General features: G+C 39.4%; 8 protein-coding genes and 4 tRNA genes. 9 read left to right on the forward strand and 3 right to left on the reverse strand.

Annotated features, from left to right (window positions below; genetic code table 11):
- Positions 1-449 precede the first annotated feature (449 nt).
- Together PCNPT3_RS03915 and aqpZ are read right to left on the reverse strand one after the other, a co-directional pair.
- Entirely contained in the window at positions 450-2531 is a 2082-nt protein-coding gene (locus PCNPT3_RS03915; protein ID WP_015464572.1) for a methyl-accepting chemotaxis protein, read from the reverse strand.
- 473 nt (positions 2532-3004) lie between these two features.
- Positions 3005-3691: an aquaporin Z gene (aqpZ, locus tag PCNPT3_RS03920; protein ID WP_015464573.1), complete on the reverse strand. Its 687-nt coding sequence runs from the start codon at positions 3689-3691 to the stop codon at positions 3005-3007.
- A gap of 337 nt (positions 3692-4028) precedes the next feature.
- Here aqpZ and PCNPT3_RS03925 point away from each other — a divergent pair.
- The 8 genes from PCNPT3_RS03925 (at position 4029) to PCNPT3_RS03960 (ending at position 11877) form a co-directional block, all read left to right on the forward strand.
- A tRNA-Ser gene (locus PCNPT3_RS03925) sits at positions 4029-4119 on the forward strand.
- 473 nt (positions 4120-4592) lie between these two features.
- Positions 4593-5237, forward strand: a complete 645-nt coding sequence (uvrY, locus tag PCNPT3_RS03930; protein ID WP_015464574.1) for a UvrY/SirA/GacA family response regulator transcription factor — start codon at positions 4593-4595, stop codon at positions 5235-5237.
- Between the two features lie 8 nt (positions 5238-5245).
- A complete protein-coding gene (gene uvrC, locus PCNPT3_RS03935; RefSeq protein WP_015464575.1) occupies positions 5246-7084 on the forward strand; it encodes an excinuclease ABC subunit UvrC in 1839 nt (612 codons plus the stop codon).
- Positions 7085-7206: 122 nt separating this feature from the next.
- The gene (gene pgsA / locus PCNPT3_RS03940; protein ID WP_015464576.1) at positions 7207-7767 is read left to right on the forward strand and encodes a CDP-diacylglycerol--glycerol-3-phosphate 3-phosphatidyltransferase; all 561 of its coding nucleotides are present in this window, start codon (positions 7207-7209) and stop codon (positions 7765-7767) included.
- Positions 7768-8279: 512 nt separating this feature from the next.
- Positions 8280-10847, forward strand: a complete 2568-nt coding sequence (gene ygjK / locus PCNPT3_RS03945; protein WP_015464577.1) for an alpha-glucosidase — start codon at positions 8280-8282, stop codon at positions 10845-10847.
- A gap of 765 nt (positions 10848-11612) precedes the next feature.
- Positions 11613-11687 (forward strand) — tRNA-Gly (locus tag PCNPT3_RS03950).
- Positions 11688-11703: 16 nt separating this feature from the next.
- A tRNA-Cys gene (locus PCNPT3_RS03955) sits at positions 11704-11777 on the forward strand.
- Positions 11778-11791: 14 nt separating this feature from the next.
- Positions 11792-11877, forward strand: a tRNA-Leu gene (locus tag PCNPT3_RS03960).
- Between the two features lie 431 nt (positions 11878-12308).
- Here PCNPT3_RS03960 and arcA read toward each other — a convergent pair.
- Positions 12309-13028, reverse strand: coding sequence for a two-component system response regulator ArcA (arcA, locus tag PCNPT3_RS03965; RefSeq protein ID WP_015464578.1), 720 nt, complete (start codon positions 13026-13028; stop codon positions 12309-12311).
- Positions 13029-13591: 563 nt separating this feature from the next.
- Between arcA and thrA the strand changes: the two genes are divergently transcribed.
- Positions 13592-16054, forward strand: a complete 2463-nt coding sequence (thrA, locus tag PCNPT3_RS03970; RefSeq protein WP_015464579.1) for a bifunctional aspartate kinase/homoserine dehydrogenase I — start codon at positions 13592-13594, stop codon at positions 16052-16054.

Genomic DNA, 16054 nt, shown 5'->3' on the forward strand with positions numbered 1-16054 from the left:
TGAGTAAAAGTAAGTTGTTAGGATACAGCAGCAACTGCTAAGCAACAATCATTATGCACCGCAGGCCTTACTTATACCAAAGGAACTAAAAAGGTTACCCGTCTTGCTTGTTGAAATTATCCCACCCTGCGTTGTGAGTTTTGAAGTGAGAACAACTATCTCTTTGCTAGTGTTAATTTTTCCTGCGCAATACATGGAAGCTATATTAATTCCTTTGGTATTATAGGCCTGCTACTTCAGGTTAAAAATAAGTAAGTCAGATTAGGGGAGGGCTCTTTGCGTCGCTAGTTCGAATACTTTGTATGCGTTAAAAATGAAAAAAGAAGTCTCTTAACAAGGGATATCTGCGCGTGAAGGGCCTATAAAATCTCTGGAGGTAATATGGAAATTTTAAGATAAAAAAGCCTGCGCAAAGCAGGCTTAGAGAGTCTCTGTTGTTAGGTTAAAGACTAATATTTAAAATGGTCTATTTTTCCTCGGACATCATGGGTGTATGCCGCGACGTTATTACTTTCTTGTTGTGCTATTGACGCGCCCTGGTCAATTTTCTCAGCCACATCATTAATGGCAACAATACTGCGATTAACATCTTCGGTCACCGCTGCTTGCTCTTCGGCAGCACTTGCAATTTGATGCGTCATATCTTGGATTTTACTGCTTTGTAGATTGATTTCATCAAGGGCTAGTACTGAACTTTGAGCATGAGCCATACATTTTTCGGCAAGATCTCGATTAAATTGCATGGTGGTAACGGCTTGCTTACTATTATTACGTAAAGAGTCAATCATGGTTTGGATCTCATCTGTCGAATGCGCCGTTTTAGTGGCAAGATTACGTACTTCATCTGCGACCACAGAAAATCCTTTACCTTGCTCTCCCGCACGGGCAGCCTCAATGGCTGCATTTAAGGCCAATAAATTGGTTTGATTAGAGATATTACGGATCACGTCTAAAATGCTACCAATCTCATCAATTTGTTGTTCAAGCGCTTCAATAACATGGGTTGTTTGCAGTACATTATCACTCAGATCATGTAATCCGGTCGCATTTTCTGCCACGACACTTTGCCCTTTGGCGACCGCTTCTTGTGTTAATTGCACCGCATGCTCTGTTTGCTGTGCGTTTTCTGAAACACTATGCGCAGTAGACGCCATTTCATTCACCGCAGTCGCGACTTGCTCTATTTCTTGACGTTGTGTGAGTATTTGCTCTCGGCCCTTTGTGGTAGCTTCTGCTGTCATGCTGACACTGTGCGTCAAAGAGTCGACCGTACCCGCAATATCACTGACAATATTGCGTACATTTTCAATAAATGTATTTAATGAGCGTGCCAATTGGCCCGTTTCATCATTTCGGTTGAGCGTTATTTGTTGAGTAAGATCGCCACCTGAACGGGTTAAATCTTGCACTCGAAGGAGCAGGGTTTTAATGGGGGCCGCAATAGAGTGAGCCACAAAAGTCATTAGAAGAAGCCCTAATATTGAGGCGATGCTGCCCACTAATATTTGGCCATTTAAGTTTGCTTTAAATTCACTGTCTATCCGCGCGACAATATTTCGGGCATCAGCAAGTGCGACATCTACCGGCACAATGACAATAACTTGCCATTGTGTTTGAGTATTTACCGTTGTAAAACCCGCGTTTGCGATTAGATTATCTGCGCTGATCACTGTGCTATTGAGTTTTCTGTCTTTAATGTTTTTATAGAGATTAGATTGTTTTATCTTTTTACCGACATTGCTGTGTTTTTTGCTGTCAGCACTGATAATACCGGAAGGGCTTAAAATAATAACGCGCGCTTGACCGGATAAAATATTTTTAGCGCTATTGATGGCAACTGTTTGTAAAAAGTTAAGTGAATAATCAACACCAAACATACCTAAATATTGATTATCGCGTATAACGGGAGCAACAAAAGAGCTTAATAACGTCGGTTTTCCAAGTACGTCATAAGATGCAGGCTCTATCACACAGGCGGCTTTGGTTTCCATTGGGCACAGATACCACTCGGAATTACGCACCCCTGTTTTGGTGAGCTCTGTTGTATAAAAATCACCTAATGCAGAGATCCCTATCTCGCCAGAAGCAGAGCGGTTTACATAGGGGGCATAGTTGCCACTTTTTTGCAGACTTTTAGCGTTGCTATAAAAGTCATCAAGAACAAATGCATTTTTCTCCCATCCAGTATAAGCACTGAGCAAATTAGGGTCATTTTTTAATGTGTTTTTGAGTAATTGATTGAGACTTATTGATGAAATATTAGGATCTTTATGACTAAACGCTTGCGCATAAGTATTAGACACTTCCATGGCATGATTAAAAATTAGCTTAATGTTGGTTGCTTCGAGTTGTGCGCGCAATGTTAGGTTGTTTTTTAAAGATTGCTCTGCGTTTTCCAAAACAGATTCATGGGTGATGTGTAATAGCTGATTGTTGGTGTAGTAGCTATACATGATAATGGTAAAGGCTACTGCGATGAGGCTTACCCCGCCGAATAATAATATCTGCTGCTTAATACTTGAAAATTTCATATAAATCCTTTTATTTCTGTATTTTCAGTGTCTTAATCTAAACTTTACGGCAGGTTACCTCAACAAATCGAGAGTTGATAGCGTTATTAACCTAAAAGGATCAAAATTCAAACAAAACTGGAACATAAAACACACTAATTTCGTGTTTTAACGAGAGCCCATAATAGGAGTAGGTGTATATATAGGAGAGTATTTGTTAAGCAAGTGCTTTTAAACTTAACAAGTCAAAAACAAGTGATAGTTAAGCGCGCTTTGAGTAAGCGCGCATCCTTATACCAAAGGAACTAAAAATGTGATCCGTCTTACTTGTTAAAATTATGCCTACCTGCGTTGTGAGTTTGAAGTGAGAACAACACTCTACTGCAACTCACGCCTTGCTAGTTCTCATTTTTTCGGCGTAGGACATGAAAACTTAATTAATTCTATTGGTATTAATACTACTTATTTTTGATAAATAGTATGCCTTTATAAAATTAAGACTCTTTAGCCATGACTTTATAAATAAGTGCGCCAATGATAGCGCCGATAATAGGAGCAACCCAGAATAACCACAGTTGAGACGTTGCCCAATCCCCAACATAAAGAGCGACTGCGGTGCTACGTGCGGGGTTAACGGAGGTATTGGTAACCGGGATAGAGATAAGGTGGATCAATGTTAAACACAGGCCGATAGCGATAGGCGCAAAACCTGCTGGCGCGCGTTTATCGGTTGCACCCATAATAACAATCAGAAACATAGCGGTCATTACGATCTCAATGATAAGTGCCGCTGTCATGGAGTAATGGCCTGGGGAGTGCTCAGCATAACCATTGGCTGCAAAGCCTGATGATAAATCAAAGCCCGCTTGTCCACTGGCGATGAGATATAAAATCCCAGCACCGGCAATACCACCTAAGACTTGTGATGCAATATAAGGCAATAAATCTTTGGCATCGAAGCGTCCACCGACCCATAAGCCGATAGAAATAGCCGGATTCAAATGACAACCAGAAATATGTCCAATAGCAAAGGCCATAGTTAAAACGGTCAAACCAAATGCCACTGAGACACCTAATAAGCCAATGCCAACATCGGGAAATGAGGCTGCTAAGACTGCGCTACCACAGCCGCCTAAAACCAGCCAAAAAGTACCAATAAATTCTGCCATATATTTGTTCATCTGCATCCCTATTTTTGATCGTTATGTGTTTAAGTTATTTAGATTTTTACATTCGCTAAATTATATTAAAAACAAATATAGAGCATAATTAAAAATTAGGTGTAGTAATGCCATAAAAGTTATCTTTTATGTGGGCAAGATCTATACCCTCGATATTTTCGATGAAAAATCAATAATACAAATGAGCTTATCCGTTTGAAAAATCGCTCGAATAACATGTGTCTAAGTTATTTAGTGGTTAAAATAAACGAATTGCTGAATATATCAGCAAACAAACGGTTTTTTGGTATTATCGCTTTACAATGTGCGTTGAGTTACTTATTATCCGCCTTGTTCTGGAGGGGTGGCAGAGCGGCTGAATGCACTGGTCTTGAAAACCAGCGAGGGTTTATAGCTCTCCGTCGGTTCAAATCCGACCTCCTCCGCCACATTAAAAAAGCCCACTACATTGTAGTGGGCTTTTTGCTGTCTAGAATAATATATCTTCTAGGATATTATCTTTTATGCCAATACTGTTTTCTGAGTACATGACGTTACAATCGTTTTCGTGTGAAATTTCAACATAGCCATTCTACATAATGTTTATAATAACACCTCAACGACAAAGATAAGTTCAAGTCGCGAGTCCTTTAGGGCTCTCGCAAAAACACCAATTTTACGGTGCAACCAATGTAAAGGAAATAACCCTTTATAAGGTGTTATCTTGAATCGTTATTTGTGCGAGTATCAGATAAAGCATTTTTAGGTGATATGGTATGCATGTATGCTCAGACCTATTCATATTTTAGAGTGTATTCTTCGGCCTCAATAAAGAGACTCGACATATCAACATATAACACGCATTATCATCGCATCTAAATTTAATTAAATTTAATACTTTATCGGTATTAAAGGAGACATTTTGATAAACATTCTTTTGGTTGATGATCATGTATTAGTGCGTACGGGTATTCGGCGTATTATTGATGATGTCCGCGGTATGAAGGTTATTGGCGAGGCCAAAAGTGGCGAAGATGCTGTTAAATGGTGTCGGAATAACTTTCCTGACGTGATCTTAATGGATATTAATATGCCCGGTATTGGTGGGTTAGAAGCGATGCATAAAATACTACGCTTTAATGAAGAGAGTAAAATCATTATGCTCACCATGCATACAGAAAACCCATTTCCAACCAAAGTAATGCAAGCTGGGGCTTGCGGATATTTAAGTAAAGCGGCTGGACCTGAAGAAGTCTTAAATGCTATCCGTATCGTGAATAGTGGACAACGTTATCTAGCTCCTGAGATTGCTCAGCAGATGGCATTATCTCAAATATCAGATTGCGCAGACGATCCTTTAAGCATGCTCTCTGAGCGTGAACTGCAAATTATGATGATGATAACCAAAGGCCAACGCGTGGTCGACATTTCAGAACAACTCAATTTGAATCCTAAAACAATTAATAGCTATCGTTATCGTTTATTTGAAAAACTGGGTATTAATGGCGATGTTGAATTAACGCATTTAGCTATCCGTTACGGCATGCTTGATGCTGATATGCTCTAATTTTTTAAATGGATTTATTTGACGCTAATGCCTTTCTTAATACATTAACCTCAGCGCCGGGTGTTTACCGCATGTTTGATGTGCGCGAAGAGGTTATTTATGTTGGTAAAGCTAAAAACTTAAAGAAGCGTTTAAACAGCTATTTCAGTTTGACTCAAAAACACCCCAAAACGCTCGCGTTAGTGAGCCATATTGCGCATATTGAAGTGACGGTGACACACACTGAAACCGAGGCGCTGATATTAGAGCATAACTTTATAAAGCAATATAAGCCTAAATATAATATATTGTTACGTGATGATAAATCCTATCCTTACCTTTTTCTCAGTGCGCATAAACACCCTCAACTGAGTTTAGTTAGGCGTAAAAATCAAAAAAGAAAAGGCACTTATTTTGGCCCTTACCCAAGTGGTAGCGCGGTGCGTAGTTCTTTAAATTTAATGAATAAATTATTTCCTATTCGCCAATGCTCTGATAGTTATTACGCTAATCGCTCTCGTGCGTGTTTACAATTTCAACTAAAACGTTGCCTTGCACCTTGTGTTAAAGGATTTTCTGAGCAGGAATATTCACATCAAGTTGCATTAGCCAGTGAATTTTTACAAGGTAAAAGCCAACAGGTTATAGAGACTTTAATTGTTGAAATGCAATCTGCGAGTACACAACTCGCGTTTGAAAAAGCAGCCATTAGGCGCGATCAGATCCAGTCATTAAAAAAAGTACAAGAGCAACAATGGGTCAGTGGTGATATTGAGCAAGTGGATGTGTTAGGCCTATCTTATGAGCAAGGTGTGGCAAGTTTTCATTTGCTGTTTATCCGGCAGGGGCGCATTTTAGGTAGTCGCAATTACTTTCCTAAAGTGCCTCTACATTCATCAAAGGATGAATTATTACTGGCATTTTTAAGCCAGTTCTATTTATCAGGTCAAAATGGGCGCGCCGTACCCAAAGAAATATTACTCAGTGATGACTTTACTGATCGCCATTCCTTTACGGCGTTACTGAGCGAATATTGCGATTATAAAGTGCAACTAAAAGTGGATGTGCGAGGGACTCGCGGTAAATTTATTGCTTTGGCTAAAACCAATGCCATCACGGCACTTAGTAGCCATTTAGCAAAAAAGAGTAGTCTTAGTAAACGCTACTTGTTATTGGAAGGTTTTTTGTCTCTAGATGCGCCCATACGGCGTATGGAATGTTACGATATCTCGCATATGATGGGCGAGAAAACGGTGGCGTCGTGTGTTGTCTTTGATGAAAATGGAGCTAAAAAGTCGGCTTATAGGCATTTTAATATTCAAGGGATCACGCCCGGTGATGATTATGCTGCGATGGCGCAAGTTTTATCTCGGCGCTTTAAAGATAAGCAAACCCTTGAAAATATCCCGGATGTTATTTTTATTGATGGGGGCTTAGGGCAACTTTCACAAGCGGAGAAAGTGCTGGATAAATTACGTGATAATCTCTCCCTTAAATGGCCCTTGCTGGTGGGCATTGCAAAAGGGGTGGCGCGTAAAGCGGGGGAAGAAACCTTGATTTTAGCGCAAACCCATCAGATTTTAGATATTGATAGTGATTCACCCGCCTTGCATTTAATTCAAGAGATCCGAGATGAGTCGCATCGTTTTGCTATTTTGGGCCATCGAGGTCAGCGTGATAAAAAACGTCGTAGTAGTACACTCGAGAATATATTAGGTGTTGGCGTTAAAAAACGTCAGCAATTGCTTAATCATTTTGGCGGTTTACAAGGGATCAAAGTGGCAACGATTGATGAACTTGCAAAACTATCAGGTATAAGTGTACATTTGGCGACGCGGATCTATGAACAATTACATGGACATAATTAAATAACCGTTTGCATTTTTAAGGCATAAAATGCAAGAATAGTATTCTCTTTTTAGGTTCTCTCGGTTTTCACTTATTAGTGAAAATTGGTATCAAAATCAGTATGTAAAATAAAAGGTACGTCATGTTAAATATTCCTAATATATTAACCGGTTTTCGTCTTTTTTTAATTCCTATTTTTGTTGTTTTATTTTATTTACCCGTTGAGTGGTCTGCTCTTGCTGCTGCCTTTGTATTTTGGCTTGCTGGACTGACGGATATATTAGATGGTTATTTAGCGCGTCGTTTAAATCAATCTACCCCTTTTGGTGCTTTTCTTGATCCGGTAGCTGATAAAATTATGGTCGCTGTTTCGTTAGTGATGATTGTGGATCATTACGCTATTATTTGGATAACTATCCCTGCAATGGTTATGATCTGTCGTGAAATTGTTATTTCAGCGTTACGCGAATGGATGGCTGAAGTTGGGCAACGTGCGAGTGTGGCTGTCTCATGGGTTGGAAAAATAAAAACAGCAACGCAAATGTTAGCGTTATTTCTATTGATTTGGCAATATAACGTTGCGATGGAATGGGTCGGCTTTACTTTCTTGTATATTGCGACTGCCTTGACGTTATGGTCAATGCTTGTTTATTTAAAAGTGGCTTGGCCTGCATTAAATAAGTCGAGCGCGACAGACGTTTAAGCTTCTCTTGGCCCTCATGCGCTAAAATATATATTGTATCGAGTTTTATTTTAGCGTGGCAGGCAGACATTTTATTTTTGTGCAAAGAAAGGGACTTATAGCAAAGAAATTAATTAAGTTTTCATGTATTGCGCAGGAAAAATTAACACTAGCAAGGCATGAGTTGTAGGAGATAGTTGTTCTCACTTCGAAACTCACAACGCAGGGTGGGATAATTTCAACAAGCAAGACGGGTAACCTTTTTAGTTCCTTTGGTATTAATATTGACAGGGCCCTTTAGGCCCCTTTATTTTTATTCTGATTTAGCCTCTCATCTACATGACTTCTTCTAGATATCATCATCAACTTACGATCCTCTTATCATTTTGTTATTAGAGGTCGCTTGTGCTATTACACTTCGTTACATAATAATGTTTAAAACATAATTCAAATCAACCTATTAGAGTTGATGTTTTTACTTGCAAGCTTAAAATGCACTGAACTTTATGTTTATACTTAAAAAGGGATATATTATGAAATTTAAAAAAAAGTTACTGGCTGTTGTTATCGCCTCTTCTTTTGTATTGTGCGCCTGTCATGAAAGTGAAGATAGCCAGGCTCCGGCCCTACCTAGCACGGAATTTAAAAATGTGATCGATAGGCAGGGTGATCCACGTTATTTATTTGATTATGACAGTGAGGATTATCAAAATTTAAAATATAATGCACTTATCGATAATGGCGCTTGGCATGGACACTTATTGCCAAAAGATGCAAGCGGTTACGGAGGATTCGGTGGCATTATGCAGGTGTCGCAAGAATATGCTAATTTCATGTCGGGTGAAAGTTTCGATAAGCTTACATTAAGTGATGCAGATACAGGCGAAGAGTTTGATTTGTCCACTGCAGATGCCAATATATACAGTATGCCTGGGGCATTAGTACAAGTTCTGACTACCGATAAAGTAAGCGTGCAAATGATATTACGCTTTGTGACAGATCGCACCTCTTTAGTTGAAACAACCATCACCAATTTAATGGATAAAAACACGTCTTTTGCATTAAGTTGGAGTGGGGATTTAGTGCAGGATTACTCTTCTCTTGGCGATGTTCAATCAGTTGAAAGTAAATATCCTGAATATAATCGACGTATGGCGACAATTGAGAATGGATTGAGCATTAAATTTGGTGAAATGAAAGATACTTGGACCATTCGTAACGATAGTGATGCAGAGTTTCTTATTAAACGCTCAATTGATAACGTTAACGTGGTAGATGGTAGGCATTTTGATGCTTCGGCAACACAATATATTCAAGGTAACACAAGCAGTACATTCTATACTACATACTCTAACTTACACAATAACGCTGAAGTGGTGCGAGAAAAACAAAAAATAATTGCTATCTTTGCCAATCCTCGTAGTTATATGCAAGCATCATCTGATCGCTGGGATAGTTATTTAGCGCATGGTTTGAGCAACAAAGATGCAAGCCCAGAGCAACAACGTGTGGCGGTTAAAGCGATGATGACGCTTAACGGTAATTGGCGATCTAAAGCGGGCGATATTAAGCAATCAACCGTAACACCTTCTGTCACTGCGCGTTATTTCTCAGGGGCAAATACGTGGCCGTGGGATACGTGGAAACAAGCTTATGCGATGGCGCATTTTAATCCCGATGTGGCGATGGATAATATCCGCACAGTTTTTCAAAATCAGATCCAAGATAATGACATTATTCGTCCACAAGATGCGGGTTATTTATTAGATGTCGCGACTTATACCTTACCGGAAAGCCGCGGTGGCGCGGGTTCGGAAAACTGGAATGAGCGTAATACGAAACCTTCTTTAGCAGCTTGGTCGGTGATGGAAGTTTATCATGCTCTGATCAAGGAGTTCGAACGCAAGGACGATGCACAAAAATGGATAGATGAAATGTATCCAAAACTTGTGGCATACCATGATTGGTGGCTTACAAATCGCGATCATAACCACAATGGCGTGCCTGAATTTGGTGCCGCCGTTGATCCCGCCCATAATACAGAGACGGGTGAGATGTATGTTTGGGTGGCGATGAACTCGGTTGAAGATGCAAATGCATTTGGTGATAGTGTGATAGGTAAGGATGAATCGTCAACGCCCACTTGGTATAAAATAAAAGGACTCAATAACTATAATACGATATTAGATGAAGGTAAATATACTGATATTAGCGTTGGCGCGCAGGTGGCGACAGGCTGGGAGTCTGGGGAAGATAATGCGGCACGCTTTGGTTTTATCACTGAGAAACAATTACAAGCGTATGCAGATAAAACATATGCTGGAGATTTAAAACGTGCACAAGCCGATTGGCAAGTGCGTTTTGCTGAAAATCGTGTGGGTGATACGGGCGCTTTACTGGGCTTCTCTATGCTGCAAGAGTCAGTCGATCAAGCTTCGTATATGTACAGTGATAATCAATATTTAGCCGAAATGGCCGAGTTAGTATCAACTGGCGTCGAGGGTAAAGCGCGTGCTAAAGAGTTTATAACGGGCGCTGAAAAAATAAAACATTATATCAACGAGTGTATGTTCGATACTGATTCAGGCTTCTTTTATGATATTAAATTAAATGTGCTATCAGATGGTACGACGCCTGCGCCATTAGCAAATGACTGTGCAGGTTTACCCATTGTTGCACGTGGTCGAGGTCCTGAAGGATGGAGTCCTTTATTTAATGGCGCTGCCACACAAGAGCATGCAGATTTGGTCGTTAAAACGATGCTTGATCCGGATGAGTTTGATAGTTCAACACACTTTCCGGGTGCTGGCATATCATTACCAACGGCGTCACAATCAAACCCTGCTTACGATCCCGAAATTTACTGGCGTGGCCGTGTTTGGTTAGATCAGTTCTATTTTGGCGTAAAAGGCATGGAAAGTTATGGATATGGCGATGATGCAAGACGGATAGCTGATGACTTGTTTGAAGATGCGCAAGGTATGATCGGTGATGGCGCAATTCGTGAGAATTACAACCCCGAAACAGGCGCGGTGCAAGGTGCCACGAATTTCTCGTGGAGTTCTGCGCATTTGTTTATGTTATATCGTGATTTTTTCTAGTGATGTCGATATGTTAGAAAGAAGGAAATATGTCATGTTGGCATTTTTTCTTCTTTTTAATACAAATCATCGGGCGCTGTTAGTGCCTGATGATTTGATTTAAACGCGAAAGGTCCCGTTTACTGCTTTGTATATTTAGGCTAATGCATCGTTTTCGTTTTCGTTTTTAATTTTAGTGGGTTACCTCTTTATTGTTTTCTAGCGCAAGCTAATGTTGGTGAAATATTAGTATTAAAGTTGATATTTTCTGTTTCTATCACATTTATTCTCATATTTCTGTTACGTAAACCACTGATCTCACATCAAGATATAGTGGGTGATAAAGTATCTTTCTCTGCACGATTTTTACAAGTTTAATTATGTGCGTTTCTAGGTGTTCATTTATTGGTGAGATCACAAATTGGCAAGTGCTGGCTGCGAGTTTGGCTTTTTTTATTGAAGCCTTTGAGATGCTGACTTGGTTAGTTTTAGTTGTATTTTTTTAGGATCACTTTTGTATCTCTGAAAAATTTTACTAAAAAGTGCTCACAATCAAAAACAATGCGCACGTTAGCAACGTTACTTATTAAAGCTCTGCGCTTAAAAAAAAGACAAGATAGGCACTTAACCCTAACACATTGCTTTATAACTCAACATTTCGTGCAAAAAAACAGCGAACAGTTAAAAATCATTAAAAGAGGGTTGACTCAGGAGCGAAAACCCTTAAAATGCGCCACATCGGAAAGGGAAATGTTTACATTAACTTTTTGGTAAGTCTAATATGAAGCGGCACTAGCTCAGTGGTAGAGCACAACCTTGCCAAGGTTGGGGTCAAGAGTTCGAGCCTCTTGTGCCGCTCCAATTAGATTAAAATTTTGGCGGAATGGCAGAGTGGCCATGCAGTGGATTGCAAATCCATCCATCTCGGTTCGACTCCGGGTTCCGCCTCCAATTTTAAAAGTTTTGCCCGGATGGTGGAATCGGTAGACACAAGGGATTTAAAATCCCTCGCCTTACGGGTGTGCGAGTTCAAGTCTCGCTCCGGGCACCAGTTTTAGAAAGCCTCGTATTTATACGAGGCTTTTTTTTGCTTAAAATTTAAGATAAGTTCGCTAGGCTTTGTTTTAATGATTGTATATTTGACGGATAGTTTGATGAACCGTTCTTAGGTGTGTTTTCAGTGCCAATAACGACGCGTACGAGGGTTTTTGTGCTTTTATGTGCATTGTGTGGATATGCAAAAATAATGCGTTAGAAACGTTGTATGTAGCGATGTACTGAACTCGTCTATGTTGTTGATTTCTTATTTTCTATTTTTAAGTGATCATGGATAGATACGATCTTGGGGACATCGTGCGACGTTATTTTGTCATGCGTCATGCGTCATAGCGAGAAGCATGAGAACGAAGGAAACTAAGAGAGTGCTAAGAAAGGGCTTGTTGTACAAATAAATGCTATTTGTACAACATTAATTCGTTCGGGTTATGACTCTAGCTCACCACAAAAACGATAACCTTCACCATGAATAGTGGCAATGATCTCTTTACCATTGGCAATACTTTCAAAATGTTTACGGATGCGGCGGATCGTCACATCAACGGTTCTATCGTGTGCTTTTAATTCGCGTCCTGTCATTTTCATCAGTAATTCTGCACGCGTTTGAATTTTACCTGGATTTTCGATGAAGTGTAAAATGGCACGAAACTCACTACGTGGTAGTTTAAAAACTTCGCCAGTAGGGCTTAGCAATGAACGGCTATCTATTTCAAGCGTCCAGCCATTAAATTTATAACTTTCTACTTTTTGACGGACCTCTTCAAAGTAAATGTTTTCTTGCATCGTACGTGTTAATAAATTTCGTGTGCGAATAGTAAGCTCACGAGGGTTGAAAGGCTTGGTGATATAATCATCCGCTCCAATCTCAAGACCTAATATTTTATCTACTTCGTTATCGCGACCCGTTAAAAATATTAATGCTATATTTTGATTTTCACGTAATTCACGGGCTAATAATAGTCCATTTTTACCGGGAAGATTAATATCCATTATGATCAAGTCAATATTGTTTTCTTTAATGATCTGATGCATTTCATCACCATCATTAGCTTCTAATACATTGTAACCTTCCGCTTTAAAAACACTTTTTAAAGTATTACGTGTCACTAATTCATCTTCAACAATGAGTATGTTGGCAGTAGACATGGGAAACTCCTATATTTTGAGTATATTTCATCCGTGTAGATGGATCTAAAAAAGTCAACGTATTACAAAACCCTTTTGCAAAGATCCTGTATTTGTGTAGATTTTATTTTGACTTTTAGAGGAAAATTAGGACAAATAAAGCTTAACACAGCGTTCTTCTTCTTTTTTTGTGCTATGACTATAAATAATTAACATTGAGATCACAACTATATTGGTAGCAAATGATCATCAAGATATCTATAAATTTGATATATATCAATGTAATAGTTCCTATTTTTAGTGGTTTTTTATATTTAATGTTAAATTTTAAAATAAAAAATAAAAGAAGCTGTCTTTCTCCCTTTTTTTAATTTAGGTTAGTAAATAAGCGTTTTATAATTTTCACTAAATAGTCTTTATTATATGTCAGTGTTTTATTTTTGATATTTTATTTTTTTGATGTTATTCAAGCGCTTATACACCCATCGCAAATAATATTAAATCGTTATTATGCAAATATGGCTGAGTAGATACGTTATTCAAAGCATGTAGTCGTGCTTTTATTTTTATATGCAGGAGAAACGATGCGAGTATTAAAGTTTGGTGGGACGTCATTAGCAAATGCAAAATGTTTTGAAAAAGTGGCTGATATTGTTATTGCGCAACAAAAAAAGTCGCAAGTCGCTTTAGTGTTATCTGCGCCAGCTGGCGTAACTAATAATTTACTTTCTATCGTTGAAAAAATGAGCACAGGTAGATCTGCTCAACGTCATGTTGTTGATATTCATAAGATATTCACCTCTTTGCTGAAAGGTTTAAAAGCAAGCAATCCGAAATATAATGCGTCAATCTTGAAAAAAATATTTTCGGAAGAACTTAAAAAGTTAAGTAATTTATTAGAAGGCGTGCGCTTACTCGGGCAATGCCCTGCCTCTGTGGAAGCTAAAATTCTTTGTAAAGGGGAATTGCTGAGTGTGATTTGCATGCAAGAATTATTGCTCAGTAAAGGTTATTTAGTAAAACAATTTCAAGCAGAGCAAAGCTTTATCTCCATTAAAGGCGGGTATCTTGAAGCGCAAATTGATATTAATCTCTCTTGTCAGCGCTTTGCTTCGATGGCCTTGTCTGACGATACTATTCATATTATGCCTGGCTTTACGGCGGGTAATGAGAAAGGCGAAACCGTGGTGTTGGGGCGTAATGGCTCTGATTATTCCGCTGCCGTGTTAGCCGTTTGTTTAAAAGCACAATGTTGTGAAATTTGGACTGATGTCGATGGTATTTATAACTGCGATCCTCGTGCAGTACAAAATGCCACATTGCTTAGCGCTTTAAGTTATGCCGAAGCGATGGAACTCTCCTATTTTGGGGCAAAGGTCTTACACCCTAAAACCATCGCACCCATAGCGCAGCACCATATTCCTTGTTTGATAAAAAACACCCATCACCCAGAAGCTCCGGGGACGTTAATTGGTGGTGAGCAAAGTACGTCAGATTTAGAAGTGAAAGGGATCTCTGATTTAACGGACTTAAGTGTACTGAGTATTTCAGGTCCGGGTATGAAAGGCATTGTGGGTATGGCAGGGCGAATTTTTAGCACTGTATCGCGCGCCGGGATCTCTATTATTTTGATCACACAATCGTCTTCAGAATATAGTTTAAGTTTTTGTATTCACAGTATCGACGTGGATACAACATTAAAGGCGTTAAAAGAAGAGTTTAACCTTGAGTTTGACAATAACTTATTAGAGCCAATCGATGTCATTAAAGAGCAGGCTATTATCTCTTTAGTGGGTGATGGTATGCGTAAAGCAAAAGGCGTTGCAGCTCGATTTTTAACCGCACTGACACAAGCCTCTATTAATATTACCGCGATAGCACAAGGCTCATCTGAGCGTTCTATTTCAGTGGTCGTCGCAGAGAAAAAGGCCTTGCGAGCCGTACAAGCTTGCCATCAAAGCTTTTTTTGTAATGTCCAATATATTGATATTTTCCTCATTGGTTGTGGGGGGGTTGGTAGTGCGTTAATTGAACAAGTACATCGTCAACAACTGCGTTTAGCGAGTCGAAATATTCAAATACGTGTTTGTGCAATTGCTAATAGTCGCGTTATGTTACTTGATGAGAAAGGCATAGATTTACAAGGTTGGAGCGCCCAACTGACACAGTCGATACAGCCTTTAGCGTTAGATAAAATGCAAGCATTGGTCAATGATTCGCAAATTTGTAATCCAGTGATTGTTGATTGTACGAGTAGCGAACAAGTAGCGGATACTTATATTGATTTTCTAAATGCGGGATTTCATGTGGTGACGGCGAATAAAAAGGCCAATACCAGTAGCATGGATTATTATCTGGCCTTGCGTAGCACCGCGCTTAAGCAACGTCGTAAATTTCTTTATGATACCAATGTTGCAGCCGGTTTACCTGTCATTGAAAACATGCAAAATTTATTTAATGCGGGCGATCAACTGCTTAAGTTTAGTGGCATATTATCGGGTTCATTGTCCTTTATTTTTGGTCAGTTAGATGCCGGTTTAGATTTTTCAGCCGTGACGCGAAAAGCGCGTGATATCGGCTTTACTGAGCCAGATCCTCGTGAAGACTTAAGTGGCTTAGATGTGGCGCGTAAATTACTCATTTTAGCGCGTGAGTCTGGCATGCAAATCGGCCTTGACGATATAGATGTGCAATCTGCATTGCCACCGGATTTTGATATCAGTGGTTCAACGGATGAATTTATGGCGCGCTTAGATGATGCCAATGCTTATTTTAAAAAGTGGCAACAAGAAGCCGCTTCAAAAGGACAAGTACTGCGTTATGTCGGCAGTATTGAGCACGGTAAATGTAAATGTAGCATACAGGCGGTTGATGCGGACGACCCTTTAAATAAAGTCAAAGAAGGGGAGAATGCCCTCGCTTTTTATAGTCAATATTATCAGCCTCTTCCCTTAGTTTTAAGAGGTTACGGTGCGGGAGCTAAAGTGACAGCTGCTGGGTTATTTGCTGATATTTTACGCACGCTAAACTGGAAAAAGGAGATTTAA

Source organism: Psychromonas sp. CNPT3 (assembly GCF_000153405.2).
GTDB lineage: Bacteria > Pseudomonadota > Gammaproteobacteria > Enterobacterales > Psychromonadaceae > Psychromonas.

Excerpts from the sequence above, each read along its gene's own strand:
- uvrC (WP_015464575.1), top strand. The coding sequence starts at position 5,246 with ATGGATTTATTTGACGCTAATGCCTTTCTTAATACATTAACCTCAGCG.
- PCNPT3_RS03915 (WP_015464572.1), bottom strand. The coding sequence starts at position 2,531 with ATGAAATTTTCAAGTATTAAGCAGCAGATATTATTATTCGGCGGGGTA.
- aqpZ (WP_015464573.1), bottom strand. The coding sequence starts at position 3,691 with ATGAACAAATATATGGCAGAATTTATTGGTACTTTTTGGCTGGTTTTA.
- ygjK (WP_015464577.1), top strand. The coding sequence starts at position 8,280 with ATGAAATTTAAAAAAAAGTTACTGGCTGTTGTTATCGCCTCTTCTTTT.
- arcA (WP_015464578.1), bottom strand. The coding sequence starts at position 13,028 with ATGTCTACTGCCAACATACTCATTGTTGAAGATGAATTAGTGACACGT.
- thrA (WP_015464579.1), top strand. The coding sequence starts at position 13,592 with ATGCGAGTATTAAAGTTTGGTGGGACGTCATTAGCAAATGCAAAATGT.
- pgsA (WP_015464576.1), top strand. The coding sequence starts at position 7,207 with ATGTTAAATATTCCTAATATATTAACCGGTTTTCGTCTTTTTTTAATT.